Here is a 26,639-nt window from a genome sequence, read left to right as displayed (position 1 = left end):
CTATTCCTCAGCAGCATCCTCAATCCATCCGCCTTCCATCTCCTGGTCTTCACCTTCATAGGATTCCTGGTTAGCCATGCTGTCCCGGGCTTCCTCCCCAAGACTCATGGCACGGCCTTCTGCATTCCCGTCCGGGGCTGTCTCGCCGCCCTGGGCCGCTGCTCCGTCCAAAACTCCGCTGCTCTGGGCGGTATCGCCCTGTCCGGCTGAAGCCGCAGCTGTTCCTCCCTGAGACGATCCTTCCGTTCCCTCCGATATGCTTCTTCCCGAGGGGGCATCGGATTCTCCCGCTGCCGCCGGCGTTGTCTGGGCAGTCGTCTTTGCTTTGGCATTGCCAGACTGGGCAGGTGACACATCCTCTGTCTCCGGTTTTTCATTGAGCAGCTGAAGGATCTCCTTGGATGTCATGGATGTATTCAGTGTATAGGTACCAGGGTAAACCGTGTCGTAATCGTAAAATTTACTCTGGAAAATAAATGCAAATTCACTTTTGATAAGGCCTTTATGGGCCAGGTACTCCGCGGCTTGAGACACGGTCTCGTCCTCGCTGATCTGTACCACCACATCCGTGCCCGGTGCATCCTCCACCGCCTCAGCAAAAAATATCTCATGCCCAAAGGCATATCCCCTGGCCACTGCCTCGTAGAGAAGCAATATGATCAGGGCATATACAATGAGCTTTACCGATATGCTGATAATGGTGGTTGTGATTTTGTTGATTTCCCTTGTTCTATTACTCATAATCCATTCCTCTGTCACTGCCGCGGACAGTGCTGACGCCCAGACCGCCGCAGTGCAAATCCTGCTGCCCGCCGGACGGCAGCCCCATGAGGGGCTACACTTCCATAATGATCGGCAGGATCACCGGATTGCGCTTCATACGTTTCCACAAAAAGTCACTTAAGCTGTCTTTGATAATGTTCTTTATCTTTCCCCAGTCGTTCACGTGACGGTCCAGACAGTCCTCCACCGCATCGGCCACAACCGTGTGCGCCTCCTCCAGCAGATCCTCTGATTCCCGTACATACACAAAGCCCCTGGACACAATGTCCGGCCCTGCAAGAAGCTGGTTGCTGTGCTTCTCCAATGTGAGTACCACTACAATAATACCATTCTGAGCCAGGTTTTGTCTATCCCGCAATACAATATTGCCAACATCACCCACTCCAAGGCCATCCACCAGGATGCCTCCGCAGGTCACATGGTCGATCACCTCACAGGTGTTTCCGTCCAGTGCCACCACATCGCCGGAGTTGACCAGCACGGCGTTTTCCTTTGCAACGCCCATGAACTCGGCCAGTTCCTTCTGTGCAATGCGATGACGGTATTCACCGTGGACCGGAATGGCAAATTTAGGATGGATCAGTGAGTAGATAAGTTTTAAATCTTCCTGGCAGGCATGTCCGGAAACATGGGTATCCTGGTTGATGATCTGAGCGCCCTTCATGGACAGCTCATTGACCACATTGGACACTGCCTTTTCATTGCCCGGTATGGGTGTGGAACTTAAAACCACCACATCACGCGGGGTGATGGAAACCTTTTTGTGGATACCTGACGCCATACGTGAAAGGGCTGCCATGGATTCTCCCTGGCTTCCCGTGGTGATCAGCACCGTGGATTCAGGCGGATAGTTGCGCAGATGCTCAATATCGATCAGCGTTCCCTCCGGCACATTGATATAGCCCAGCTGGCTGGCGATCTCCATCACCGTCACCATACTCCGGCCCTCCACAACCACCTTGCGCCCATACTTGTATGCCGTATTCACCACCTGCTGCACGCGGTCCACATTGGACGCAAAGGTGGCAACGATAATGCGCTGGTTCTTGTGTTCTGAAAATATGGTGTCAAAGGTCTTGCCAACGGTCCGCTCGGACATGGTAAATCCGGGTCTTGTGGCATTGGTACTGTCCGCAAGCAGAGCCAGCACACCTTTTTTTCCCAGTTCCGCAAAGCGCTGCAGGTCAATGGGATCACCGAACACCGGCGTGTAGTCGATCTTAAAGTCGCCCGTGTGGAGTACGATACCCACCGGTGAGAAGATAGCCAGCGCGGAGGCGTCCTGAATACTGTGGTTGGTCTTTATAAACTCCACCCTGAAACATCCCAGGTTCACGGACTGTCCATGCTTTACCACCTTGCGCTTTGTGTTTTTCATCAGGCGGTGTTCCTCCAGCTTATGCTCAATCAGCGCTATGGTCAGCCTGGTGCCGTACACAGGCACGTTGATCTGCTGCAGGATATATGGAAGCGCACCGATATGGTCCTCGTGTCCATGGGTGATCACGAATCCCTTTACCTTGTCGATGTTCTGCTTCAGATATGAAACATCCGGTATCACCAGGTCAATGCCCAGCATATCGTCCCCCGGAAACGCAAGTCCGCAGTCCACGATGATGATACTGTCCTCATATTCAAAGGCAGTGATATTCATTCCGATCTGCTCCAAACCGCCCAGAGGAATGATCTTCAGTTTTCCCTTGCCGTCCTTTTTTCCTTCCTTGGAAGAATGCTTTGCAGGAGCCAGCACCTTCAGGTCCTTTGAGGCAGATGCTGCCTTGGGCTGTGACTGCTGCTGTTTCTGCTGGGATGCCGGTTTGGGCTGGGCTCCCTGCTTGGGCTGGGACACCGTTTTGGACTGGGACGCCTGTCTGCCCTGCCCGGCCGGTTTGCTCTGTTTGTTCTGAGCCGTCTGTCTGGCCGGTGCCGCCTTTGTGGTCTGGGTGTTCTTCTGCTCCCCGCGTCCGGCATTCTGCCCCTGGCTCTTACCGGTACCGGATGATTTCTTCCTGGATGCTTCTGCGGTCTGGCTTCCCGGCTCCTTGGAAGCGGTCTTTCTCTGTGCCGGCCTCCTGTTCTGAGGCTTCTTAGCCGCCTGCTCCGGCGCTGCAGCCAATGCTTCTGTCTGCACGTTGGCCGTCTGCATGTCTGCTGCACGGGTCTCCGTTGCAGCCGCCTGCGCGCCGGCTGTCTGTACATTGGCTTCCTGTACGTTTGCCTCCTGTACATTTGCCGTCTGTGCGCCCACCTCTGCCATATTCTCTTTTTCTTCTAAATTCAAATTGATTCCTCCAATCTCTATTTCTCAAGCTCCACATCTGCATCGCTTAACAGTTCTTCAAACACACCCATGAGGCCGTCCAGTTCGCGGTCATCTTCCACAAACTCATACACGGCATCTGCGTCCTCCTGCCCGGAAACATCCTTTAGAATGTAGCACTCTCCGTCCTGATCTTCCGGCGCATCTGTTACAAGCAGATAGTTAACTGCATTGATTCTTGTCTCTTCTAATACATAAAAATCCACGGACTCGCCTGAATCCGTTACCATTGTGATCATGTCCTCCACGGACTGGTTATCTCTTGTCTTATCTTTCATTCCTATCTCCCAAACCACTTAACAAACTGTCCAGATATCCCTGCAGTATCATGGCTGCCGCAATCTGATCCACACTTTCTTTCCTGTGTTCCCTGCGCACGCCGCTCTCAATCAAAACCCGTTCCGCCGCCACTGTGGTGAGACGCTCGTCCCACAAAACAACAGGCAGTCCGGTTCTGCGTTCCAGGGCTTCTTTAAACGCTTCTGTCTTCACAGCCCGTTCGCCCAGCGTATTGTTCATATTCTTAGGATATCCAAGAACGATCCGTTCAATCTCATACTGGCCAATTAATGCCTCTATTCTTGCAAGGGTCTGGCGCAGCTTGTTCTCATCTTTTCGCGTGATGGTCTCCACTGTCTGCGCAGTAATACCTAAAGGATCGCACACTGCAACCCCAACTGTTTTTGAGCCAAAATCCAGACCCATAATTCTCATATTAAAATCCTCCGTTCAAATCCGGGATCACCGGCATCACCATGCCTATCCGCAAAGGAGCAGGGCATGTAAAAATAATGCTCTAAGCACAACAAAACCAGCTGGTTATCCACCAACTGATGCATCCCATTCGTATCTTATATTACTTATAATAACCGTACATTGTCATGAAGGCCCGTTCCCGGGCCTTCTCATTCCTCGCTGTGGCGCAATCACTGTCGCACTATGGTCCCTGGCCGGACAGGGTACTGATACGCTATCCGCGGCCAAATTCCCGGAGTCCTGCTCCGGAACATAAAATTCACAGGGTATCCGCACCCCGACCTGCCAGCAGCAAATGCAATGGAAAACTCCAGCTTACCGCAAACGGGCATCAATATAGACAGCCATCAGTTCTTCCAGAATCTCATCCCGTTCCACTTTCATAATAAGACTTCTGGCGCCCTTATGGCTGGTAATATAAGTCGGGTCCCCAGACATGATATAACCCACGATCTGATTCACAGGGTTATATCCTTTCTCGGTCAAGGCAATATACACCTGCTCCAGCACATCACTAACTTCCATCTTCTTGTCCTGAACAGCCTGAAAATATTGAGTTTCTCTTATATTGCCCATGTCATCACGTCCTTTAAGTATTCTTCTCTATTCTACATTATATTTTCATATTCGGCAATAGATAATTTTCTTAATTTTTTCTAATTATTGTCATATATTTGTAAAATTGCACACAATTTTTCCGTCAACCCGGGAATATGCGCCAATTTTCTAGAATATTCCTTTTATGGAAATGCAACCTGCAGCAGGTCATTTCCCAAAAGCCCCACTGCCTTCAGGGTATGGATCGTCCCTTGAAGCCCGTCCCCTTCCGGCCCGTTCACCGCAAGGGCGGCTTTTACATACTGAGGTGTGTGTCCCACCATATACATGTTCCCTTCCACCTCCACCATTTCCTCAAAAAGCACGGATACCTGTCCGCCTATAAACCATTCCCTGTACTCCTTTGACATGGCTGCCTCCAGATCAAGGAGCACATCGCTGCGGGCCGCCTTAACAGGCTCCGGGACCTGATCCGGCATGTCCGCGGCCCTGGTGCCTCCGCGTCTGGAGTATTTAAATACATGCATTTCAAAAAAATGCACCTGCTCCAGGAACTCCCTGGTGGCTGTAAATTCCTCCTGCGTTTCTCCCGGAAATCCTACGATCACATCCGTTGTAATGGCAGGATGGTCAAAACAGCTTCTCAGGATATTGCACCGCTCCATGTAATCCTGGGTGGTATAATGACGGTTCATCCGTTTCAGCGTCTCGCTGCAGCCGCTCTGCAGGGACAGATGGAAATGGGGGCAGAACTTGGAAAGCCCGGCCAGTATTCCGGCAAATTCCACAGTGATGATCCTTGGCTCCAGGGAACCCAGCCGGATCCGCTCCAGGCCGGGGATCTCATGGATCCTTAGGATCAGGTCCAAAAGGGCTGTGTGGTCCCAATCTCCTCCCTGTACCGGGCCGTCCGACAGGTGTTCGATGCCGTAGGAACTGAGATGGATCCCTGTGAGCACCACTTCCTTATAGCCCTGGGCCACCAGTCCCTTCACTTCCTCCACCACGTCCTCCGGATTCCGGCTTCTCACCCTGCCTCTGGCATAGGGAATGATACAGTAGCTGCAAAACTGGTTGCATCCGTCCTGCACCTTGATAAACGCCCTGCTGTGGCCGGAGATCCTGCTCACCCGCATGGACTCATACTCATTGGTATGGTCGATATCCAGGACATGGGCTTTGGAATCCTCCCGCCCTTCCAGGTATCCGTCCAGGATCCGGGCCAGCTGCGCCTTTTGATTATTTCCTATGATCACGTCCACACACCCGTCCTTTTCCAGGATGTCGGCCGCCACCTGGACATAGCATCCGGCTGCCACCACCACGGAATCCGGGTTCATCCGTTTAGCCCGGTGAAGCATCTGTCGTGATTTTTTATCCGCTACATTTGTAACGGAACATGTATTGATGATATAGACATCGGCCTTCTGGTCAAAGGGCACGATCTCATATCCGTGCTCCTCCAGCTGCTGCTGCATGGCCTCCGCCTCATAAGCATTTACTTTGCATCCCAGGTTATGAAGGGCTGCTTTCGGCATGTTAAAACCTCCTTTTAAATCCGGCTGTGAGTTCCGTTTTTTACCCATAGCTGAACTGTAACCAAATTACCAGTTTGTTACTAAATTTTTCATGCAATCTCACTATTGACTTTTACCCCTCCGGTCTGTAGTATTAAAGCAAAGCAGTTTACTGCAATCCAACACACACCACAAGGAGGGTTCTTCGTATGAAAACAGTTCGCATTTCGTTAAATTCCATTGACAAGGTTAAGTCATTTGTAAATGATTTATCCAAGTTTGATGTTGATTTTGATCTGGTTTCCGGCAGATATGTTATTGACGCAAAGTCCATTATGGGCATCTTCAGCCTGGATCTGTCCAAGCCTATTGACCTTAATATCCATGCTGAGAGCGATGTTGATACTATTCTGGGTATCCTGGCTCCATACATCATTGACTGATCTGCGGATTACATCTAAAGCGTGGACATGAACCACGCTGTTATATTGATCCTGAATGAATCAAGAGTCTGCCATGGCAGACTCTTTTTTGTGTTTCTGAATGATTCCTTGTTCACTGAGATCATCCTTCACTGAGGTTATCCTTCACTGAGGTTATCCTTCGCAGAGGATCTTCTCCGTTGTTTCAAGGGCGGTTTCCACCATCTGTTCAATCTTCTCCTCCAGCTTGCGCTCTGAACTGTGGATCACATTGATATTGGGTTTTGTTACAGGATGCTTTGCCACAAAAATGGTGCAGCAGTCCTCAAACGGCTGTATGGATGTCTCAAAGGTCCCGATCTTTTCAGACACATCCACGATCTCCTGCTTGTCAAATCCGATCACGGGGCGGAATACCGGCATGGTGCACACCTCATTGGTGGCTGCCAGGGACTGTACTGTCTGGGAGGCCACCTGGCCGATGCTCTCCCCTGTGATCAGGGCAATGGCGCCATTTTGTTCCGCAATGGTCTGGGCAATGCGCATCATGTACCTGCGCATGATAATGGTCAGCTCCTCATGGGGGCATTTGTCATAGATATAAAGCTGGATGTCGGTAAAGTTCACCACATGGAGCATGATGGGGCCTGCATAGCGGGCAACCAGGTTGGCCAGATCCACCACCTTCTGCTTAGCCCTGTCGCTGGTATAAGGCGGAGCGTGGAAATACACCGCATCGATCTTCACGCCGCGCTTGGCGATCATATAACCGGCCACCGGACTGTCAATACCGCCTGACAGTAAGAGCATGGCCTTTCCGTTGGTTCCCACCGGCATACCGCCCGGTCCGGGAATCTTTACAGAGAACAGGTTGATCTTCTGGCGCACCTCCACATGGAGAAGCACATCCGGATGGTGTACATCCACCTTCATCTGGGGAAACGCCTCCAGGATCACCTCTCCCAGATCCCTGTTGATCTGGTCCGAGGTCACCGGATACTGCTTGTCCCCTCTTCTGGCATCCACCTTAAATGTAATGTTCTTATCAGGATAGACCTGGTCCATGTAATCCCTCACATGCTGCTTCAGGTTCTCATAATCCTTGTCATCAATCTGGACCATGGGGCAGATATCCGCAATACCGAATACCCGTTTCAGGGCTTCCACGGTGTCATCATAATCATATTCCCCTTCTGCTTTTACGTAAATACGGCCTGACTCCTTTGACACCTCGAACCGGCCGTCCACATCGCGCAGGGCATAGCGGATCTGTTTTACCAGCGCGTCCTCAAACATATAGCGGTTCTTTCCCTTGGTTCCGATCTCCGCGTACTTAATTAAAAATGAATGGTACTGCATCTTATACCTCTTTCTATCTGTATCTTCTCAGTGCGGGAAGGATCTCCTCCAATACACCGATACAATAATCAACTTCCTCTATTGTGTTAAACATTCCAAAACTGAACCTGAGTGTGGAATCCAGAAGTTCTTTCTTTACCCCGATGGCCTTCAGCGTCCCGCTGATGGCAGGATGGTTGGATGAACAGGCAGAGCCTGAGGACACGTAGATTCCTCTGTCCTCCAGGGCGTGGAGCAGAACCTCGCTCCTCACTCCCTCAAAACTGGCGCTGACGATCTGGGGAGCGCTCTCCCCTCCCTTTAAGCTGTTCACCGTAACGCCTTCCAGCTGTTCCATCCTGTGGATCATATGATCCTTCAGTCCGGTGATATAGTCCATCTTAACCTGATGGTCCGTGTACATTTCCTTTGCCGCAGCTCCCATGCCCGCGATGCCGGGAACATTTTCCGTGCCCGAGCGCATGTCCTTTTGCTGGCCGCCTCCGTAGAGCAGGGGGCGCATCTTTACCCCCGGCGCAATGTACAGGAAACCGACCCCTTTGGGACCATGGATCTTGTGGGCGCTGACACTCAGCAGGTCAATGCCCTGTTTTGCGGGACGGATCACCAGCTTGCCATAAGCCTGGATGGCGTCCACATGAAACAGGGTGTTGGGATTCTTTCCATGGATCAGGGCTGCGATCTCATCCACAGGTTCGATGGCTCCCATCTCATTGTTCACATACATGATGGACACAAGGATGGTATCCGGGCGGACGGACCGCTCCAGTTCCTCCAGGGAAATGTGGCCCTTATGATCCACTGACAGGTAAGTCACCTCAAACCCCTGCTGTTCCAAAAACGCCAGGGGATTGTACACCGAAGCGTGCTCGATCCTGGTGCTGATGATATGTTTTCCCGCCCTCTGATTGGCCATGGCCGTACCGATGAGGGCCATGTTATTGGATTCCGTGCCGCCGGAGGTAAAGAGGATCTCCTTATCCTTTACCTTTAAGGTCTTTGCTATATCAGCAGCCGCCTGGCGCACATACCGCTCCGCCTCCATGCCCTTTCTGTGCTTGGCAGAGGGATTGCCGTAATCCTCTGTCATCACCTTTACCACCACGTCCCGCACACTGTCAAATACCCGGGTAGTGGCTGAGTTATCAAAATATGCTTCCATCCTTTATCTCCTTACATTCTTCATCCGCAAAGTTTCTGTGCACCCCCGTAATCTCCCGGCAAAAAATCAGCCGCAAAATGGGTGCCGGTGCGGCTCCCGGAGTACACTTCTTATAAAAAGGAAAGTGATCGGCCTCCAATGCCAGTTCACAGAGCCCCCTCCAGACGCATCATGATCACCGACAGCATGGCCAGTCCGGCCGTCTCTGTCCTGAGGATCCGTTTCCCCAGGCTCACCGGACGGACGCCCATTTCCAGCGCCTGCCGGATCTCACGTTCATCAAAGCCTCCCTCAGGGCCGATGAACACTGCAATGTCCTGCCCCGGTCCGATGCGGGCAAGTTCTTTCCTGCTCCCCTCCATGCCGGACTCCTGTTCGTAGGGGATCAGGCGCACCTCAAACCGCTCCTGCCGTACATGTTCAAATGCCTCTGCCAGGCTCATCACTCCCATGACCGCCGGCACCACACTGCGTTTGGACTGTTTGGCCGCGCTTTCTGCAATAGCCTGCCAGCGTCCAACCTTGGCCGCTTCCTTTTTAGGGTCCAGCTTTACCACCGTATTCTTTGTGGCAACCGGCACGATCCTGAACGCGCCCAGTTCCACTGCCTTCTGGATGATCAGATCCATCTTATCAGATTTGGGCAGTCCCTGAAAGAGCCAGATTCTGGAAGGCAGCTCCCGCCCCTCATTGCTCACGGACCGGATACCGGCTTCCACCGCCTCACTGTTAATGGAAATGATGCTGCAGGTGTAATCCTTTCCCGTACCGTCACTGATCAGCACCTGCTCCCCCGGTTTCATGCGCAGGACATTCTTCATATGGTTCACATCCGGTCCCACGATCCGTATCCCATCACCCAGAACCTGTTCCGGGCCCACAAAAAAATGATGCATGGCGTTTCCTCTTATTTCTTTCTGGCAGTGACAGATACCCATTCACCCTGGTAAGTCACTTCCACTACTTCCAGCTCCCCGCACCGGGCAAATGCTGCCTTTACTGCTTCTTCCTTCATATTGATAATACCTGAGGTGATAAAATATCCCCCCTTCTTTAAATGGGCGGGAATCTCGTCCACCAGCATAATGATCACATCCGCCAGGATATTGGCCACAACCACATCATACTTATCATACCCGGCCCAGTCCTTCACATCCCTGTCATCAATGATATTTCCCTGGACTACATGGAATCTGTCAGTGGAAATGCTGTTGGCCTCCAGGTTCTCCCCCACTGCGGTGATGGCATTTTCATCCAGGTCCGTGCCCCAGACTTCCTTTGCCCCCAGCTTTAAGGCAGTAATCCCCAGGATCCCGCTTCCTGTCCCCACGTCCAGCACCAGGGTATCCTTATCCACCCGCTTTTCCAGCTGGCGTATACACAGCTGGGTTGTCTCATGCATTCCGGTTCCAAATGCAGTGCCCGGATCAATCTGCACCAGCAGCTTATCCTTGTGCTCCTCCGGCACGGTCTCCCAGGTGGGCTTGATCAGGATATGGTCCACGGTAAAGGGCTTAAAGTATTGTTTCCAGTTGTTGATCCAGTCCTTATCCTCTGTCTCGCCCGCCGTGATAATCCTGGCTCCCAGATCCGTGAACAGGGAGAGCTCATCCAGCCCCTCCTCCACCTTTTTAAGGATCTCCTCCACATCCGCATCATCATCCAGGTAAAAGCTTACCTTGGCGATCCCCTCATCCGGGGGCAGTTCAGGGAGGATATCGATAAACATCCCCTTTGTCTCCTTCTCAGTCAAGGGAATATTGTCCTCGATCTCGATTCCTTCTATTCCAATGTCATCAAACATGCTGCTCACCAGGTCCACCGCTTCCGTGGTGATAGTTAATGTGAATTTTTTCCATTTCATCTGCTATTCTCCTATCCAGTCTATCTTTTCAATCACTGTTTCCATCTATCTGTTATCTTCACTTAATTTCCGCTGAGAATCTTTACAAACAGCACAGCCAGTACCAGAAGCACCACCGGACGCACTACCTTTTGTCCGTCATGGGCCACCATTCCCGCCCCGATGTAGTGGCCCGCAATGGAACACACGCCGGCCGTAAGGCCCAGGGGATAAAATACATTTCCCGTAAAAATGAATGTTGCCAGTGCAGCTATATTGGAAGCCAGGTTAATAACCTTGGTCTGGGCAGAAGCACTGCGAGTATCCAGCCCTGCTGCTCCTGTGAGTATGAGGATCAGGAACGTACCTGTTCCCGGCCCGTAAAATCCATCGTAGCCGCCCACAAAAAATGCAGCCAGCACGCAGATGGCAAATACCTTTTTGTCCGATATCACGCCTGTCCTTTTGCCTGCCCCCATATCCTTATTCCTGAGCACGTAAAATGCAACAATCGGAAGAATCAGGATCATCATGTGTTTGATGACCGTCTCCGGCACCATCAATGCCAGGTGTGCGCCAAGGGACGATCCCACCAGAGCCGCCGCTGCGGAACATGCGGCCATGAACATTTTTCCCTTAAGGTATCCGTGCTTTGCAAACCTGGCCGTGGATACCACGGTTCCCATGGCGGAGCTCAGCTTGTTGGTTCCCAATGCCACATGGGCAGGAACCCCTGCAATGAGATACGCGGGCAAAGCAATGAGCCCGCCTCCTCCGGCAATGGAATCCACCAGTCCGGCAACAAAAACAAGCGGGCACACAATAAGATACTGTATCATGATTTAATCCCCTTTTCCTAACACGCGCTAAAACAACCTTTATATTATCACATAATAAATGCACTGGCAATAAGCGGCAATTTTTTTTTGCAATAAAAAAAGCGCATCCTGCATTAACATTATGAACGGATGAATGACAACTGCCAGGGGCCGGGGATTCCGGCACATATTAATTTGACCGCCCCCGCCGCACTGCGGGCAGGCAGGTAAAAGAAATTTCCTGATTGCATTACAACTCCATCACACACACCGGATGGTACGGACCCAGGCAGAAATTTCAGTCTACAAATGACAGATGATACAAAAGAGGAGATACTACTTCTGGTCGTATAAAAATACATGAGGATAAAAAACAGAGCGCTGAACACTTGCTTGCCGCAGGAGTCAGGGCTCTGTTTTTGTTTATGGGACGGGGCCGCAGACCGCATGATCATCCTAACGCCTCTCTCACTGGAGGAGCGCACCATCGGGCCCTACCTGGTATCCATCGGGAGTGGCGGTGTTAGTGTAGAGCCTTCCCATGGTTCCGTCCGACTGGGTGTTAAAATAGTAGGAGCGGCCGTCTATGACCTGCCATCCTGTGCGCATCATGCCCAGGGTGCCGTCATCCACCGGGTTCAGGTAGTATTTGTTCCCGTCCCCGTCCGTGAACCAGCCGGTGACCATGTATCCGCTCTGGTCAAAGCGGTACCAGCGGCTGTGGATCAGCTGCCAGCCATTGGACAGCCAGCTGCCGCCGTAGAGCTGGAACCACCAGCCGTTGGGACTGTATCTCCAGCCCTGTCCGTACTGGGCGCCTGGTCCGCCGCTGTAATACCACCAGTCATCATCATCCCAATCATCGTCATCATCATCCCAGTCCCACCAGTAATTTGGGTCGAACTCATAGGTTGAGGTGTCCGGAACATTGGTGTTAAAGCCCGGATAGGACCGGACCGTGTTATCTGATGTCACCTGGGCATTGCCTTGGGTGCCTGAGGGGCCGCCGTAGTCATAGACGCCTGAATAGCCGGTCCCATAGTCGTAATTCACCCCCGGACCTCCCCTGTAATAATCATTGTAATACCGGCTGTCCCCCGGCCCATAGGCCATGGCGGTTCCTGCCCCCAAACCGGATAATACTGTTATGGCTGCCATCAACAGCGCTCCGGAACATATTTTTCTCATGATGTTCTCCTCTTTTCCCCATGGTATGTTCTACCAACTCTATAATGTGCTTTACCAACGCTCAAGTTTATCTCAATACAAGAAAGTATACCACAAGTATATTGACATTTTCAACACATGAGCATACAATAATTGCATATGCAACTATTGCTTTTACAATTTATAGAGACATATACTTTAAAGTAATTCCAAGAAGAGGAGGATTCCAGAATGAAGGAATTTCTATCTTATCTGAAACCTTACAGAAAGGACGCCATACTGGCTGCTCTCTGTATCGAGGCAGAGACCGTGTTTGAGCTTGTCATCCCCCTTGTGATGGCTTCCATTGTGGATGTGGGCGTGGCCAACGCCGACAGGCATTACATTCTGATGAAAGGGCTTCAGATGGTTGTCTTTGCCCTCATATCCCTTGTGCTGGGCCAGGGGGCGGCCATGTTCTCAGCCCGGTGCGGCCAGGGGCTGGGGGCGGAGATCCGTAAGGCGGAATTTGGAAAGCTGCAGCAGTTTTCCTTTGCAAATACGGATCATTTCCGCAGTTCCTCCCTGGTCACCAGGCTTACCAGCGATGTGACCACCATCCAGAACTCCGTGGCAACGGGCCTGCGTCCGGGATTTCGTTCCCCGGTTATGATGCTCACCGCCATGGTGGCTTCCTTTTACATCAACCCCAAGCTGGCCATGGTGTTTTTTGTGGCAGCCCCGGTGCTGGGGATTCTGCTGTTTCTGATCATCAGCCATGTGCGTCCCCTGTACGGCGTCATGCAGGGCGCCATCGACCTGGTCAACCGGATCATACAGGAGAACCTTACGGCCGTCCGGGTCGTCAAATCCTATGTCCGCGGAGACTATGAGATTGAAAAGTTTGAGGAGGTTAACACCAATCTCCAGACCACGGCGGAACGCGCATTCCGCCTGGCTGCCCTGAACATGCCCGCCATGCAGTTCGTAATGTACAGCACCATCCTGTGCATCCTGTGGTTCGGCGGCAGGCTGGTGACCATTGGGGGCGTCAAGGTGGGGGAACTGACCGGTTTCCTAAGTTATGTGCTCCAGGTCCTCAACTCCCTGATGATGTTTTCCAATGTATTCCTCATGACCACCCGCGCCCTGGCTTCCTGGAAGCGGATCTCTGAGGTCATGGAGGAGGAGATCGATATCCGGGAGGACCGCGCCCTGGATCTAAAAGTGGAACAGGGTGATATCCGCTTTGACCACGTATATTTTAAATATCATACGGATGCGGCCGAATACGTGCTTTCTGATATTTCCTTCCACATCAGTCCAGGCCAGACAGTTGGGATCATAGGCCAGACCGGCGCTGCCAAGAGTACGCTGGTACAGCTGATCCCCAGGCTTTACGAGGCAACAGAGGGCACGGTTTACATTGATGGGCATCCGGTATATGAGTACCCGTTAAAAGAACTGAGGGATTCCATTGCCATGGTGCTGCAGAAAAACACCCTGTTTTCAGGCACGGTCAAGGATAACCTTAGGTGGGGCAAGGAGGATGCAACCGACCGGGAGATAGAGGATGCCTGCCGCATCGCCTGCGTGGATGAGTTCATCGACCGCCTGGAACACGGTTACGATACGGAGCTGGGACAGGGCGGCGTCAACGTGTCCGGCGGCCAAAAACAGCGGCTTTGCATTGCCAGGGCTGTACTCAAATCACCAAAGGTAATGATCCTGGACGACTCCACCAGCGCAGTGGACACGGCCACAGAGGCAAAGATACGGGAAGGACTGGCCGGCAGTATGCCGGGGACTACCAAGATTATCATTGCCCAGCGCATTTCCTCGGTGTCCCATGCCGACCAGATCATCATACTGGAGGACGGGACCGTCAATGCCATCGGCAGCCACGAAACACTCCTGGCAAGCAACCGGATCTACCAGGAGATCTATTATTCTCAGCAGGAAGGGGCGAATCTGTAATGGCAAGAATAGCAAATTATAACCGGCCAAAGAATACACGCCGCGCCCTGGTGCAGATGCTTGGTTACCTTGGGCGCCACAAATGGTATATGCTGATCATCGCGCTCCTGGTCACGGTCAGCGCTTCGGCCAGCATTTTGGGCACCTATCTGTTAAAGCCGGTGATCAATGATTATATCATTCCGGGCAACATTCCGGGACTTATGAAAATGCTGGCCCTGATGGGGCTTTTATACCTGTGCGGCGCCCTGACCTGCCTGGCCTACAATCAGATGATGGTCCACATTTCCCAGCAGGTTGTAAGCGAGATCCGGGCAGACCTGTTCAGGCACACCCAGCGCCTCCCCCTGACCTACTTTGACGCCCACACTCACGGGGAGCTGATGAGCCGTTTCACCAATGACGTGGATACCATCAGCGAAGCGTTAAACAGCAGCTTTGCCATGATGATACAGAGCTTTATCACAATCACAGGCACCCTGACCATGCTTCTGGTCCTCAGCTGGCGGCTCTCCCTGATCGTCATGGTATTTCTGGCCCTCATGTTCCTGTTTATCCGTTATAACGGAAAAAGGAGCAAGAAATATTTTGTACAGCAGCAGAAATATCTGGGGAGCATCAACGGATTCGTGGAGGAAATGGTGGCGGGCCAAAAAGTGGAGAAAGTCTTTAACCACGAGGCCCAGGACTATGAAGAATTCTGCCGCAGGAATGAAGCGTTCAGGACCGCCGCAACAAAGGCCCTCACCTACTCGGGCATGACTGTCCCCACCATTGTGGCGCTGTCCTATGTCAATTACGCTCTGTCGGCCTGTGTGGGAGGACTGTTCGCCCTGGCCGGGTTGACGGACCTGGGAACACTTGCTTCCTACCTGGTCTATGTAAGGCAAAGCTCCATGCCCATGAACCAATTCACCCAGCAGATCAACTTCCTGCTGGCCGCCCTTTCCGGCGCGGAACGTATCTTTGATATGATGAACGAGGAACAGGAGACAGATGAGGGAACCGTGACCCTGTGCAATGTATGCCGTGACAGTGACGGAACCCTTAGGGAATGCAGTGAGTTTACCCAGGAATACGCATGGAAGGAACAGGATGGCGGCCGCCTGATTCCCCTACGGGGGGATGTGCGCTTTAACAATGTGATCTTTGGATACACCAGGGAAAAAACCATTCTCAATGGTATCAGCCTGTACGCAAAGCCTGGCCAGAAGATCGCCTTTGTGGGTTCCACCGGCGCGGGAAAGACTACCATCATCAACCTGGTGAACCGCTTCTATGAGCTGGACAGCGGAACCATCACCTATGACGGCATTGACATCCGGGACATCAAAAAGGATGACCTGCGCCGCTCCCTGTCCATGGTAATCCAGGACACCCATCTGTTTACAGGCACCATTGCCGACAACATACGGTACGGACGTCTGGACGCCACCAGGGAGGATGTGGTCAATGCCGCCAAGGTGGCCAATGCCCACTCCTTTATCCGCCGTCTTCCACAAGGATATGACACCGTGCTCCACAGTGACGGCTCCAATCTTTCCCAGGGCCAGCGCCAGCTCCTGGCCATTGCAAGGGCCGCCATCTCCCTCCCGCCCGTGCTGATCCTGGATGAGGCCACCAGTTCCATCGACACCAGGACGGAAAAGCTCATAGAAAAGGGCATGGACGCCCTGATGGACGGGCGCACGGTCTTTGTCATTGCCCACAGGCTGTCCACGGTACGGGAATCCAAGGCCATCCTGGTATTGGAAAAGGGTGAGATCATAGAGCGGGGCAGCCATGATGAACTGCTGGAGGAAAAGGGAAGGTACTATCAGCTGTACACGGGACAGTTTGAACTGGAATAGGAGAAATGGGATATCCCAAAAAGAACAAATAAATAGATCAGATTGAAACAACCGGCCGCACCAACGCGGGTGCGGCCGGATCCATGGAAAGGAAGCCTGAATTATGATTGAACCATATAAAGTACGCCAATTGCTGGTCCGCTCGGAAAAAGCGCGCAAGCATCTGCTTCAGCCCTATTTCAGCCAAATCGGCCTGGCCTTTGGCCAGGGACACGCCCGCATACTGGACGCCCTGATGAAAAAGGACCATGTTACACAAAAAGAACTGGCAGACACCTGCCATATGGACGTGACCACCATGTCCCGCTCCCTGGACAGGCTGGAGGAGTCCGGCTACCTGGTCAGGGAACGCGACCCCGGCTGCCGCCGTTCCTTCCTCATCTGTCTCACCGGGGAGGGGATCATGGAAGCGGAAAAAGTGCACCAGGTCCTGGACTTTGTGGACAGGCAGATCTGGAAGGGCCTGACCCCGGAGGAGATGGAGCAGTTCTGTGCCTGTCTGGAAAAAATCTGCGACAACCTGGAGCACTGTGACTTTACGCCCCTCTGAGGCAGCCTGATCTAGGCGCCTAAAAATGTCCGTAGATTATCCAGCACTTTTTTGCTGAGAAGGTCAAAGGCCTGCCTTGTCCTGCCTGCGGACCCATGGGCGCAGACCACATGGGGATGTTTCAGGAGTTCTCCTGCGGGATCCCCCAGCGCGCCCTCCGTGTCGCAGATAAAATAATTGCCTTCCTGGTCCAGCCACTCGCCCAGGGCCGGGATATCAAAGGCAGGGCCAATGGATGTGTTAAAAAGGAGTTTTCCCGTACCCAGCTGTTTAAATTCTTCCTCATGGAGGAGGATCACATTCTTGTTCAGGCAGGCAAAGACCACCTCACTGTATTCCAGAAGCTCCTTTAAGGGGCGGTAGGTCATTCCCTGGCTCTCCCTCTCCGCTTTTCTGGTGCGGCTGTAATAGGAGACATCCGCTCCCATGAACCGCATGGCATCCGCGATCATTCCCCCGGACACGCCGATCCCCACGATCCCCACTTTCAGATCCGTGATCTCTATGGGCATATCCCTGAACAGGGGCCTGTCATATCCGTGGAGAAAGCGGACCAGTTCGCTGATTGCAAATTCCACCACCCCCCGGTCACCATAGTCCCGTATTCCAAGCACTGTGATCCCGTTCTTTCTTGCACAGGCAATATCCACATTGGCGCTCTCCTCAGAGTAAAGGCTGCAGCACATCCCGATATAGCGGATGGAGGGGCAGCTCTCAATAACATGGGCGCTGATCTTGGACGTGTAGCTTACAAGCACTCCGTCCCCATCCCCTATCCTGCGGATGATCTCCTGGTCGTCCCCGGGTATGTCATGGTACATGCATACTTCCTCTGCATACAGGCGCAGTTCCTTCTCAGCATCCGCCGTCAGGTTCACCGGCTCAATTGCCACTATTTTTTTAAACATATGATTCCTTCTCCTGTTCTCAATTTATTCTCCGTATCTGTCGGGTCCCCTCCGTTCGCAGGGGCGCATCCTAAAACACAATGGGTGATACAAGGTTCTTAAGCACCGCCACCACGCTCCAGCCGGCAATGGCGCTGGTGCTGGAATAGATGTCCACGGTGGCTTTTACCCCATCGATCTCCGTGGTGATCTTATGGTCGTCCCCCACCATTCCCGGCACACTGAATATATTCACGCTGGTATCCTCCGGCCCCGTGGTTGCCAGGGATGCGGCTACCGCCACATTCACCTTGGTGGGCAGGATAGAGATCGCCTCCTTGGCATTGCCCGAGAACACATGGGGCTCCCCCTCCTCCGTCATCAGGTCGTCATCATATAACGGTGTGTTCATCAGGGATGCCGGACCTTTCTTGGTGCGGATACCGGACTTGGCCTGGCCCATGAGGGAGATGGTGCGGAGCACATCAAATCCGCCCACTGCTCCGGAAGCAATATGTACCTTTGAGTTGTGTCTGATGGCTGTCTCTTTTATCTTATCATAAAATACCTCATCTGCAAACGCGCCGATGGAAAGCACGATCAGATTCACGCCAGCGGACAGCACCTTTTGCGCGTTATCCCTTACACATTGTACGGAGGCTGCCTCCGCCACGATATCAGGCTTCAAAGCCAGCAGTTCCTCCACCGTGGAGCATGCCCTGCACCCGCCTCTTTCAGCAATGGCAGCTGTCTTATGGGGAGTGCGTCCCAGTATCCCCACCAGTTCATACTCGTGGAGGATACCGTCCAGGTAGCCATCCACAATGATTCCGGCCAAATAACCGTTTCCCATGATCCCAAACTTTATTTTACTCATAACATCCTCTTTCATTGTATAGTTTTCAGAAAAGGAGGGGGTGTTTTCCCGGCTTTTCCGTCAAAATTCCACGTGCTCCTTACGCCGAAACAGCTCCACCAATCCTGCCGGTGCAGAATTGCTGAAGCTGCTCACACTACTATGAAACTGAACTCTAGTTTGTATAATTATCAAAATATCCCTGCACCAGGATCACCGGAGTGCCTTTATCACCGGAGCCGCTGGTAAGGTCACACAGGGATCCGATCAGGTCCGTAAGACGCCTTGGAGTGGTTCCCTGGGAGGACATATCTCCCACCAGATTGGATTTCTTCTCCTTGATCCTCTGTGAAATGGCATTCTTTAAAGCCTCGCCTGACAGGTCCTTAAAATCATTGTCAGCCAGGTATTTTAACTTGACCTCATTGGGCGTTCCCTCCAGCCCTTCTGTGTTGGCTACCGCAACACATGGGTCGGCCAGTTCCCAGATCTTTCCTACCGGATCCTTAAACGCCCCATCGCCGTATACCATGACTTCCACATGCTTTCCCGTCCTGTCAAGGATCTGTTTCTGAATATCCAACACCAGGTCCATGCACTCCCTTGGGAAAAGCTTGATGCTGTCCTCTGTGGACTTGTTGGAACCCAAAAGACCGTATTTCTCATTACAACCGCTGCCGTTCACCGGTGCATTGAGGATATCGTCCATTCCGCACACCACTTCGGCGCCGGCTTCCTTAAGGATGCGCTTGGTCCTTGCACGGGAATGGATATCGCAGGTAAGGACACGCTTGGTATGATTCAGTATCTCCCTGGGGTTATTGGCAAAGATAACCTCCGCCTCCGCCCCGGCCTCCCGGATGATCTGACAGTAGTAGTCCACATAATCCACGCCGGTAAACTCATGCTTGTTCTCTCCAAAGAGTTCCCGGTAGCGTTCCAGGGTAAGCACATCGCTGTATGGATTGATCCCTGCCTCATCCACCTGGTCCAGGGAAACAAGTGAATTGCCCACCTCATCGCTGGGATAGCTGAGCATAAGGACGATCTTCTTGGCGCCCCCTGCAATTCCCTTTAAACAGATGGAAAAACGGTTCCTGGACAGGATCGGGAAAATAACTCCGATGGTACCTCCTCCCAGTTTTGCCTTCACATCCTCTGATATGGCCTGAATGGGAGCATAATTCCCCTGCGCCCTTGCAACCACGGATTCTGTCACGGAGATAACATCCCTGTCGCGGATTTCAAAGCCTTCATCTGCCCCTGCCTCCAGCACACTGTTGACCACAATCTCCGCCAGATTGTCGCCTTCCCTGATGATCGGACAGCGGATACCTCTTGAAACTGTACCTACTTTTCTTTCCATATGTATTTTCTCCTGTACATTATAATTTACGTCAACTATTCTATTATAGTATAAAAAATCGGATAGGGGAAGTATTTTCATTCAAATTTTGCCAGTCATTTTACATACTAAAATCCCAGGGGCCTTATGACCTCTGGGGTTTCAGTTTACTTCCGATCATTGGATCAACCGAAAAACTCCGGATATTTAGGGGGCACCACGGCTCTGGCCACCATGTGGGCCAGCCCGATAAAGTCAAATACCGGGCGTCCTGTCCTGCGCGCCACTTCCCTTGCAAAAGGCGGGATATCGCTGCATTCAAACACAAAGCAGCCTATATCCGGATATTGCCTGATCAAATTCTCTGCTGCCTGGATCACCTCTGCCTGGATCTTCTCAGGGTTGATGGTCTTCTTATTACAGGTAACATGCACATGATAGAATTCCTCGGTGTCATCCAGGCCTCCAACCGCATAGTTTACATTTTCATCAATTCCAACCGTCTTTAAGAAATCTCCCTTTAAGTGCCTTCCTCCGGCAGATAAAATCCCCACCCTTCTTTTTCCCATCATCATGGAAAGCATGGGCACCATCAGAAGCGGGGATAAAAATACAGGGATGTTGACCTCTGCCGCCACGCGTTTCTGATAAATTGCAAAGAAACCGCATCCGGAGGTAATGGCTTTGCACCCTTCAGCCTCCAGCTCCTTTGCCGCCTGGATAAACATCTGGCAGCGCGTCTCATCCGGGCCGATCTCATCACACCACCAGTCAGCAGGCAGTCCCTTCATAACCTTGTAGCGGACCGGAAACTCGTATGACATTGCATTTCCTACATTTCCCGGAATCAAAGGAGCCTCCATGTCCAGCATCAGGACACCTACCACATCCCCGTAAAAAGGTCTTCCTCCACTATATTCCATCTCTATTCCTCCTAGAAATTTATTTTATTTTTTGATCCTATCAATATCCGGCCCATGCAGGCAGCCAGCTTGACAATGCCGGTATGAAGGTTACCATCATAAGCACAACAAATATCGCAATGTAGCATTTTAGCAGGGGTTTCATCACATCCTCCAGCTTTCTGCCCGCAACCTTGATGCCCACAAACAGGATATTTCCCACCGGGGGCGTGATACAGCCGATACACAGGTTAAAGGTCATCATGATCCCAAAGTGCAGCGGCGTCATGCCAAGCTGGGTACAGATGGGCAGCAGGATTGGGGTAAATATCAATATGGCCGGTGTGATATCCATAAATGTTCCCACAAACAGAAGCAGGATATTAATGATCAGCAGGATGACCACCTTGTTGTCTGAAACTCCCAGAATCGCGCTTGCTATGGCTCCCGGGATCCCGGTAAAGGTCATGACCCATGCCATGATGTTGGAAGCGCCCACCAGGAACATAATGGTTCCGGACATCTTAGCGCTGTCCACCAGGATCACATACAATTCCTTTAGATCAATGGTCCGGTATATAAAAAGGGATAAGACCAGGCTGTATGCCACTGCAATACCGGCCGCTTCTGTGGCGGTAAAGATCCCGGTACAGATCCCGCCCACAATGATCACGATCAGCAGCAGACTGGGAACAGCATCTAAAAGCACCTTTATAAATTCACTGGGACTTATTTTGATGTTGCTGACATACCCCATCTTTCTGGCGTAAAAATACACCACAATCATACAACTTACCCCCCAAAGGACCCCGGGGATATAACCGCCCAGGAACAGGGCGGCCACAGAGGTTCCGCCGCTGGCCAGGGCATAGGTGATCAGGACATTGCTTGGGGGTATCAGCAGTCCCGTGGGGGCTGTGGCTATGTTGACCGCCGCTGAGAAATCCTCATCATAGCCTTCCTGTTTTTCAATGGGGCCCACAATGGAGCCCATGGCGGATGCTGCCGCCACTCCGGAACCGGATATGGCGCCGAACATCATATTTGCCACAATATTTGTATGGGCCAGGGACCCGGGTATCTTTCCCGTAAGGGCCTTTGCCAGATTGATCAGGCGCATGGCGATCCCGCCCTTGTTCATGATATTTCCCGCAAGTATGAAAAAGGGGATCGCAAGAAGGGTGAATATGGATATCCCGCGGAACATCCTGAGCGCCGCGGCCGAGACAGCCTCGGCATAACCAAGGGATGACACGATTGCAGCCATGGAAGCCACGCTGAGGGATATACCGATGGGGACTCCTGCCAGCAAAAGAACCACAAGTACGATCAAAATGATCAATCCTGCTGTTACTGTTCCACTCATACCTTTTCATCTCCTTTCGGTTTCATAAACTGCGATGCCAGCAGTCCTATGTTAAGAATACAATATATAACAATGAGGACACCCGCAGCCGGCAGGATGGCATACACATAAACCATACGTATGTGGAGTGTTGGTGAAACCTGCATTGCACCCACGTTCATAAATGATTTTCCGCCATTCAGGAATATGATATAGGTTATCACCAGTATAATCAATTCCGTCACAATAGACAATATGATCTGACCTTTCCCATTTACTTTATCAGCCAGGATCGAAAGTTTCATGTGATCTTGTTCGCCGAATACCAGCGCTGTGCTTAACAGCGACATCCACACAAATGCATAGGTAAGAAGGTCCTCGGAAAATGTACTTGGATTGTTTAATACGTATCTGGTGAACACCTGATAAACGACCAGAATGCTCATGAATGCCATCAGTACCGCGCAAATGACACACAATATTTTGTCCAATATCTGTTTTGCCTGTTTCACTCAATCACCTCCAGTAAAAATTCTAGTTCTCCTGTATCTGCTTGATCTCATCATACAGAGGTTTCAGGTCGGGATTTTCCTCCAGTACCTTCTGGGTAACGGGCAGAAGCAGCTCTTTAAAGGGCTCTTTGTCCACATCCACAAACTCAACACCCATTTCCAGTGCTTTTTCCTTCACTGCGTCAATCTCTGCGTCCCACTCAACTCTCTCTTTTTCGGAACACATTTTAAATCCTTCTTCAAAAACCGCCTTTTCTTCCTCACTCAGACTGGACATGAATTTAGGGCTGGCAACCAGCATGTCAGGCATGATCTGGTGCTCATCATAGCTGTAGAATTTGGCAACCTCACCATGCTTATGGCTGACCAGAGCGATCTCAGGACTTTCGGCAACATCGATAACGCCGTTCTGAAGAGCTGTATACACTTCGCCGTAGGATAAGATGACTGCTGCGCCTCCCAGGGCCTCCACCATCTTTACATTGGTGTCACTGGACTGTACCCTGACCTTTTTACCCTTCAGATCAGCAGGAGATTCAATCTTTTTAGGGGAATAGAAGCTTCTTGTCCCGGCGCTGAACCAGGCTACACCCTGGATTCCCGAATCAACGGTACTGCTGTAGATCTTATTAATAAACTCCTCTGTGTCCATTACCTTGTAATAGCTGTCCAGGCTGTCAAACAAGTAAGGAAGCCCAAAGATTTTATATGTATTGGAGAATGCTTCCAGATTGCTGGTACTGGCAATTACCATTTCCAGGGAACCGGACTGCATCAGCTCCAAAGCCTGGGCAGAACCGCCCATCAGCTCATTGGGATAGATCTCCACCGTATACTTATCTCCCAGCCTCTCCTCGATAAAATCCTTAAATGCATAGAGGGCAATATTCTCAGGATGGTCCTCAGGCTGTCCGTTGGCGATGCGGATCGTCTTCACTCCTGAAGCTTTCCCGTTCTCCGAACCTTTGCTGCTTTCCCCGCTCTTACTGCCTTCTGCTGATGCTGTATTGTTTCCCTGGGTACCGGATGGGGCGGTTGAGGAACATCCTGCCAACCCTGCCGCAAGCGATACACACATACCTAATGCCAACCACTTTTTTATTGATCTCATAATTGCTACCTCCGTTATATGTAATTTTTTTCTCCAGCGCTTTTGACTTGTCTATAGTTTACAAAAATAAGTCTTATAAATCGATTATTATGTTTGCCATTCATATATCCTTTCTTGCTGTAATTCTACTTATATAGATATATATTATTTCTTATCTTGCTATATTGTCTACATTTTTTGCGTTTTGCACATATCCCGCCGCCCGCTCCCTCACCAGTCAAAACATTGTTTTTGAAAAAATAGTACATAATCCTGACAGATTATTGAAATGACTTTCCTGTAAAATATTATTAAAATTGTCTAAAGCAAACAAATAATATTCTCACGAGGTGACCAAAATGAACAACGAACTTCAGTACCACAAAATTTCAAATGTAAATACCTACAAAGTCAGGAGCCATTTCCCCCGTCTTGTGGGCAAAAATGCATTCAGAAATGAACATGCATATGGAGATGAGTTTGTAGTAAAGGAAATCATCACCGATCAGGGGGCCCGCGGATGGGGCCTGTCATCCGGACTGTTTTACCATCAGGATCCGGAAACAGATGACAGAATGATCCTGGGAAAATCCGTCTCGGATGTATTTGACCCGGACAAGGGGATCGTGGACATGAGCCTCTCTACCTTTGACTTTGCATTACATGACCTGGCCGGCAGCATACTTGGCATTCCATGCTACAAGATGTTCGGCAACAAGGGGGTGGGCGCGGTTCCCGTTTATGACACGCTGATCTATTTTGACGATATCAGCCCTGACAGAAAACCCGGAGGGATCGCAAAAATCCTGGAGGAATGCCAGTACGGATACGACTACGGCTACAGGGCATTTAAGCTTAAGATCGGCCGTGCTCCCATGTGGATGAACTGGACGGACGGATTAAAGCGGGATATCGATGTGACAAGGGCTGTCAGGGAACGCTTCCCGGACTGTGAGATCCTGGTGGATGCCAATGATGCCTACACCGTGGAAAAAATGAAGCAGTATGTGGACGGGGTGGCTGACGTGGGACTGTACTGGATCGAAGAGCCCTTCAGGGAAAATGAACAGGATTTCCGCGCGCTTCGGGAGCATCTGGATGCCAAGTCACCAAGAACATTGATCGCCGATGGGGAAACCGATCCCAACATGGATCTTCTCATTGACCTGTATAAAAAGGGCCTGTTAGGCGTATTCCAGATGGATATCCAGGGCGACTATACCCTGGGGCATGCATTCGGCCTTACTCCCTGGAGAAGGGTAATGCCAAAGCTTGAAGAAATAGGCGCAAGGATCTCTCCTCATGCCTGGGGCCTGAAGCTGAAAACACATTATGCAGCCCAGTTCTGTGCGGGATATCCCGGCGTTGCCCGTGTGGAAGGAGTAACCGATACCACGGAAGGTGTTGATTTCAGCGGCTACAAGCTGAAGGACGGCAAAATGTATCTTCCTGAAAAACCTGGATTCGGAATGGACTTTATCTGGGGCATGCCCTTAACAGGCGGTGACTGCGAGAGCAAGACCATCTGCAGGCAGGTCTGAAACAACATACATATTAAAAAGGGATGTTACACAGAGCAAAAACATACGGAACACAAACATGTATAGAGAGGGAAGGTTATAGAGAGGGAAGGCTATGAAAACAGCAGACGAGATACTGAAAGAATCAATGGTAATAGACGCCCATTTGGATCTGATGTCCGATTTGGAGCGCAAGCACGCAATGGGAAGGCAGCACGTAATAAAAGAAGACTATCTGGAATCCTTCCGGGCAGGCTGTGTGGACGTGATATTTGCAGCAATCTTTGTGGATGATGAATATCTTCCTGAACAGGGCTTGAGACAGGCACTGCGGCAGGTCGAAGCCCTTTACACAGAGTTGGATGAGCTGCGGGATGAGGTAGTCATTGTACGGAATACGGATGAGATCCGGGAAGCCAGACATCAGGGCAAAATAGGGATCCTGATCACCATGGAAGGGGTTGAGCCCTTAAACGGAGATGTCTCACTGCTGCGCATCTTCTACAACCTGGGAGTGCGTGTTCTGGGATTATGCTGGGCACGCTCAAACTGGGCCGCGGACGGCGCACGTTTTTACAGCGAACGGCCCGGGTATGGCATTACAGAGGACGGTGAACGCCTGATCGAATATGCCCAGAAGCTAGGAATGCTCCTGGATGTTTCCCACCTTAATTTTACCGGATTCTGGGATCTGATCTATTTGACAGGCTGTCCATTCATAGCCACCCACTCGAATGTGTATGAGATTTCCCACTCTCCCCGAAACCTGATGGATAAACAACTTGCAGTTATGATGGAACGTTCCTGTGTGGTTGGTTTAAACGGTGTCAGCATGATGCTGCGCTTCGAGGACCAGGAACATGCATCACTGGACGACCTGATCCGGCATTACTGCTATCTAAAAGAACATGGTATGTTGGAAATTGCCGGTTTGGGACTGGATCAGTTTGACAGGATGAATCACCAGACCGCGAACGAGACATTCGATGTGATAAAAACACATGAGGAACTTCCTCTTTTTGTGGAAAAATTAATGGAAACCGGTTTTACAGAATCAGAGATCAAAGGAATACTCGGGGATAATCTGATGCGTTTGCTGGCTTCTACAATAGGATGATCGT

Annotated in this window: 25 protein-coding genes; 6 read left to right on the top strand and 19 right to left on the bottom strand. The window is 51.3% G+C overall.

All coding sequences use genetic code 11. The features are described 5' to 3' along the window. The 6 genes from ABID13_RS18780 to mtaB form a co-directional block, all read right to left on the bottom strand. Entirely contained in the window at window positions 1-741 is a 741-nt protein-coding gene (locus ABID13_RS18780) for an endolytic transglycosylase MltG (RefSeq protein WP_048929387.1), read from the bottom strand. Window positions 742-835: 94 nt separating this feature from the next. Continuing rightward, entirely contained in the window at window positions 836-3,064 is a 2,229-nt protein-coding gene (locus ABID13_RS18775; protein WP_330376628.1) for a ribonuclease J, read from the bottom strand. Between the two features lie 17 nt (window positions 3,065-3,081). Next, entirely contained in the window at window positions 3,082-3,381 is a 300-nt protein-coding gene (locus tag ABID13_RS18770) for a DUF1292 domain-containing protein (protein ID WP_007867576.1), read from the bottom strand. Then, the gene (gene ruvX / locus ABID13_RS18765; protein ID WP_007867581.1) at window positions 3,371-3,817 is read right to left on the bottom strand and encodes a Holliday junction resolvase RuvX; all 447 of its coding nucleotides are present in this window, start codon (window positions 3,815-3,817) and stop codon (window positions 3,371-3,373) included. The genes ABID13_RS18770 and ruvX overlap by 11 nt, the downstream gene beginning before the upstream one ends. Before the next feature lie 357 nt (window positions 3,818-4,174). Further along, window positions 4,175-4,435 carry an IreB family regulatory phosphoprotein gene (locus tag ABID13_RS18760; protein ID WP_007867583.1) on the bottom strand — a complete coding sequence of 87 codons (261 nt, stop codon included), beginning with the start codon at window positions 4,433-4,435 and terminating at the stop codon, window positions 4,175-4,177. A 164-nt stretch (window positions 4,436-4,599) separates the two neighbouring features. Next, the gene (mtaB, locus tag ABID13_RS18755) at window positions 4,600-5,955 is read right to left on the bottom strand and encodes a tRNA (N(6)-L-threonylcarbamoyladenosine(37)-C(2))-methylthiotransferase MtaB (RefSeq protein WP_048929388.1); all 1,356 of its coding nucleotides are present in this window, start codon (window positions 5,953-5,955) and stop codon (window positions 4,600-4,602) included. 188 nt (window positions 5,956-6,143) lie between these two features. Between mtaB and ABID13_RS18750 the strand changes: the two genes are divergently transcribed. After that, window positions 6,144-6,377, top strand: coding sequence for an HPr family phosphocarrier protein (locus tag ABID13_RS18750; RefSeq protein ID WP_007867589.1), 234 nt, complete (start codon window positions 6,144-6,146; stop codon window positions 6,375-6,377). Window positions 6,378-6,530: 153 nt separating this feature from the next. On the opposite strand, the gene thiI is transcribed toward ABID13_RS18750, so the two are convergent. The 6 genes from thiI to ABID13_RS18720 all read right to left on the bottom strand — a co-directional run bounded on the left by thiI (window position 6,531) and on the right by ABID13_RS18720 (window position 12,726). Beyond that, complete coding sequence (thiI, locus tag ABID13_RS18745; RefSeq protein ID WP_007867592.1) at window positions 6,531-7,715, bottom strand: tRNA uracil 4-sulfurtransferase ThiI; 1,185 nt, start codon at window positions 7,713-7,715, stop codon at window positions 6,531-6,533. Between the two features lie 13 nt (window positions 7,716-7,728). Then, the gene (locus ABID13_RS18740) at window positions 7,729-8,877 is read right to left on the bottom strand and encodes a cysteine desulfurase family protein (protein WP_048929389.1); all 1,149 of its coding nucleotides are present in this window, start codon (window positions 8,875-8,877) and stop codon (window positions 7,729-7,731) included. A gap of 146 nt (window positions 8,878-9,023) precedes the next feature. Then, window positions 9,024-9,773: a 16S rRNA (uracil(1498)-N(3))-methyltransferase gene (locus tag ABID13_RS18735; RefSeq protein WP_048929390.1), complete on the bottom strand. Its 750-nt coding sequence runs from the start codon at window positions 9,771-9,773 to the stop codon at window positions 9,024-9,026. An 11-nt stretch (window positions 9,774-9,784) separates the two neighbouring features. Then, window positions 9,785-10,741 carry a 50S ribosomal protein L11 methyltransferase gene (prmA, locus tag ABID13_RS18730; protein ID WP_048929391.1) on the bottom strand — a complete coding sequence of 319 codons (957 nt, stop codon included), beginning with the start codon at window positions 10,739-10,741 and terminating at the stop codon, window positions 9,785-9,787. 62 nt (window positions 10,742-10,803) lie between these two features. Next, window positions 10,804-11,559 (bottom strand): sulfite exporter TauE/SafE family protein, encoded by a 756-nt coding sequence (locus ABID13_RS18725; RefSeq protein ID WP_007867607.1) that lies wholly within the window; start codon window positions 11,557-11,559, stop codon window positions 10,804-10,806. Between the two features lie 447 nt (window positions 11,560-12,006). Beyond that, window positions 12,007-12,726: a hypothetical protein gene (locus ABID13_RS18720; RefSeq protein ID WP_007867610.1), complete on the bottom strand. Its 720-nt coding sequence runs from the start codon at window positions 12,724-12,726 to the stop codon at window positions 12,007-12,009. A 210-nt stretch (window positions 12,727-12,936) separates the two neighbouring features. On the opposite strand from ABID13_RS18720, the gene ABID13_RS18715 reads away from it, so the two are divergent. The 3 genes from ABID13_RS18715 to ABID13_RS18705 all read left to right on the top strand — a co-directional run bounded on the left by ABID13_RS18715 (window position 12,937) and on the right by ABID13_RS18705 (window position 17,061). After that, complete coding sequence (locus ABID13_RS18715) at window positions 12,937-14,661, top strand: ABC transporter ATP-binding protein (RefSeq protein WP_007867613.1); 1,725 nt, start codon at window positions 12,937-12,939, stop codon at window positions 14,659-14,661. Continuing rightward, the gene (locus tag ABID13_RS18710) at window positions 14,661-16,511 is read left to right on the top strand and encodes an ABC transporter ATP-binding protein (protein WP_048929392.1); all 1,851 of its coding nucleotides are present in this window, start codon (window positions 14,661-14,663) and stop codon (window positions 16,509-16,511) included. Before ABID13_RS18715 ends, ABID13_RS18710 begins: the two co-directional genes overlap by 1 nt. A gap of 103 nt (window positions 16,512-16,614) precedes the next feature. Beyond that, window positions 16,615-17,061: a MarR family winged helix-turn-helix transcriptional regulator gene (locus ABID13_RS18705; protein WP_007867618.1), complete on the top strand. Its 447-nt coding sequence runs from the start codon at window positions 16,615-16,617 to the stop codon at window positions 17,059-17,061. Window positions 17,062-17,072: 11 nt separating this feature from the next. On the opposite strand, the gene ABID13_RS18700 is transcribed toward ABID13_RS18705, so the two are convergent. The 7 genes from ABID13_RS18700 to ABID13_RS18670 form a co-directional block, all read right to left on the bottom strand. Continuing rightward, window positions 17,073-17,969, bottom strand: coding sequence for an NAD(P)-dependent oxidoreductase (locus ABID13_RS18700; protein WP_007867621.1), 897 nt, complete (start codon window positions 17,967-17,969; stop codon window positions 17,073-17,075). 70 nt (window positions 17,970-18,039) lie between these two features. Then, entirely contained in the window at window positions 18,040-18,825 is a 786-nt protein-coding gene (locus tag ABID13_RS18695) for an aspartate dehydrogenase domain-containing protein (RefSeq protein ID WP_007867623.1), read from the bottom strand. A 154-nt stretch (window positions 18,826-18,979) separates the two neighbouring features. Further along, window positions 18,980-20,170, bottom strand: a complete 1,191-nt coding sequence (locus ABID13_RS18690; RefSeq protein WP_007867625.1) for a coenzyme F420-0:L-glutamate ligase — start codon at window positions 20,168-20,170, stop codon at window positions 18,980-18,982. A gap of 164 nt (window positions 20,171-20,334) precedes the next feature. Then, window positions 20,335-21,072, bottom strand: coding sequence for an aspartate/glutamate racemase family protein (locus ABID13_RS18685; protein WP_007867627.1), 738 nt, complete (start codon window positions 21,070-21,072; stop codon window positions 20,335-20,337). Between the two features lie 40 nt (window positions 21,073-21,112). After that, window positions 21,113-22,417, bottom strand: a complete 1,305-nt coding sequence (locus tag ABID13_RS18680; protein ID WP_048929393.1) for a TRAP transporter large permease — start codon at window positions 22,415-22,417, stop codon at window positions 21,113-21,115. After that, window positions 22,414-22,908 (bottom strand): TRAP transporter small permease, encoded by a 495-nt coding sequence (locus ABID13_RS18675; protein ID WP_007867630.1) that lies wholly within the window; start codon window positions 22,906-22,908, stop codon window positions 22,414-22,416. Before ABID13_RS18675 ends, ABID13_RS18680 begins: the two co-directional genes overlap by 4 nt. 22 nt (window positions 22,909-22,930) lie before the next feature. Continuing rightward, complete coding sequence (locus ABID13_RS18670) at window positions 22,931-24,019, bottom strand: TRAP transporter substrate-binding protein (protein ID WP_048929394.1); 1,089 nt, start codon at window positions 24,017-24,019, stop codon at window positions 22,931-22,933. A 338-nt stretch (window positions 24,020-24,357) separates the two neighbouring features. Between ABID13_RS18670 and ABID13_RS18665 the strand changes: the two genes are divergently transcribed. Then, window positions 24,358-25,539 (top strand): enolase C-terminal domain-like protein, encoded by a 1,182-nt coding sequence (locus ABID13_RS18665; RefSeq protein WP_045092370.1) that lies wholly within the window; start codon window positions 24,358-24,360, stop codon window positions 25,537-25,539. A 94-nt stretch (window positions 25,540-25,633) separates the two neighbouring features. Next, window positions 25,634-26,635 (top strand): dipeptidase, encoded by a 1,002-nt coding sequence (locus tag ABID13_RS18660; protein ID WP_045092371.1) that lies wholly within the window; start codon window positions 25,634-25,636, stop codon window positions 26,633-26,635. Window positions 26,636-26,639: the final 4 nt, after the last annotated feature.

It is taken from the genome of Enterocloster citroniae (assembly GCF_040545455.1).
Lineage (GTDB): Bacteria > Bacillota > Clostridia > Lachnospirales > Lachnospiraceae > Enterocloster > Enterocloster citroniae.
The sequence above is the reverse complement of the archived record's forward strand: the minus strand, read 5'-3'. Positions and strand labels throughout refer to the sequence as shown.

Coding starts and splice junctions, on each gene's coding strand:
- ABID13_RS18780 (WP_048929387.1), bottom strand. CDS start 741: ATGAGTAATAGAACAAGGGAAATCAACAAAATCACAACCACCATTATC.
- ABID13_RS18770 (WP_007867576.1), bottom strand. CDS start 3,381: ATGAAAGATAAGACAAGAGATAACCAGTCCGTGGAGGACATGATCACA.
- ruvX (WP_007867581.1), bottom strand. CDS start 3,817: ATGAGAATTATGGGTCTGGATTTTGGCTCAAAAACAGTTGGGGTTGCA.
- ABID13_RS18760 (WP_007867583.1), bottom strand. CDS start 4,435: ATGGGCAATATAAGAGAAACTCAATATTTTCAGGCTGTTCAGGACAAG.
- mtaB (WP_048929388.1), bottom strand. CDS start 5,955: ATGCCGAAAGCAGCCCTTCATAACCTGGGATGCAAAGTAAATGCTTAT.
- ABID13_RS18750 (WP_007867589.1), top strand. CDS start 6,144: ATGAAAACAGTTCGCATTTCGTTAAATTCCATTGACAAGGTTAAGTCA.
- thiI (WP_007867592.1), bottom strand. CDS start 7,715: ATGCAGTACCATTCATTTTTAATTAAGTACGCGGAGATCGGAACCAAG.
- ABID13_RS18740 (WP_048929389.1), bottom strand. CDS start 8,877: ATGGAAGCATATTTTGATAACTCAGCCACTACCCGGGTATTTGACAGT.
- ABID13_RS18735 (WP_048929390.1), bottom strand. CDS start 9,773: ATGCATCATTTTTTTGTGGGCCCGGAACAGGTTCTGGGTGATGGGATA.
- prmA (WP_048929391.1), bottom strand. CDS start 10,741: ATGAAATGGAAAAAATTCACATTAACTATCACCACGGAAGCGGTGGAC.
- ABID13_RS18725 (WP_007867607.1), bottom strand. CDS start 11,559: ATGATACAGTATCTTATTGTGTGCCCGCTTGTTTTTGTTGCCGGACTG.
- ABID13_RS18720 (WP_007867610.1), bottom strand. CDS start 12,726: ATGAGAAAAATATGTTCCGGAGCGCTGTTGATGGCAGCCATAACAGTA.
- ABID13_RS18715 (WP_007867613.1), top strand. CDS start 12,937: ATGAAGGAATTTCTATCTTATCTGAAACCTTACAGAAAGGACGCCATA.
- ABID13_RS18710 (WP_048929392.1), top strand. CDS start 14,661: ATGGCAAGAATAGCAAATTATAACCGGCCAAAGAATACACGCCGCGCC.
- ABID13_RS18705 (WP_007867618.1), top strand. CDS start 16,615: ATGATTGAACCATATAAAGTACGCCAATTGCTGGTCCGCTCGGAAAAA.
- ABID13_RS18700 (WP_007867621.1), bottom strand. CDS start 17,969: ATGTTTAAAAAAATAGTGGCAATTGAGCCGGTGAACCTGACGGCGGAT.
- ABID13_RS18695 (WP_007867623.1), bottom strand. CDS start 18,825: ATGAGTAAAATAAAGTTTGGGATCATGGGAAACGGTTATTTGGCCGGA.
- ABID13_RS18690 (WP_007867625.1), bottom strand. CDS start 20,170: ATGGAAAGAAAAGTAGGTACAGTTTCAAGAGGTATCCGCTGTCCGATC.
- ABID13_RS18685 (WP_007867627.1), bottom strand. CDS start 21,072: ATGGAATATAGTGGAGGAAGACCTTTTTACGGGGATGTGGTAGGTGTC.
- ABID13_RS18680 (WP_048929393.1), bottom strand. CDS start 22,417: ATGAGTGGAACAGTAACAGCAGGATTGATCATTTTGATCGTACTTGTG.
- ABID13_RS18670 (WP_048929394.1), bottom strand. CDS start 24,019: ATGAGATCAATAAAAAAGTGGTTGGCATTAGGTATGTGTGTATCGCTT.
- ABID13_RS18665 (WP_045092370.1), top strand. CDS start 24,358: ATGAACAACGAACTTCAGTACCACAAAATTTCAAATGTAAATACCTAC.
- ABID13_RS18660 (WP_045092371.1), top strand. CDS start 25,634: ATGAAAACAGCAGACGAGATACTGAAAGAATCAATGGTAATAGACGCC.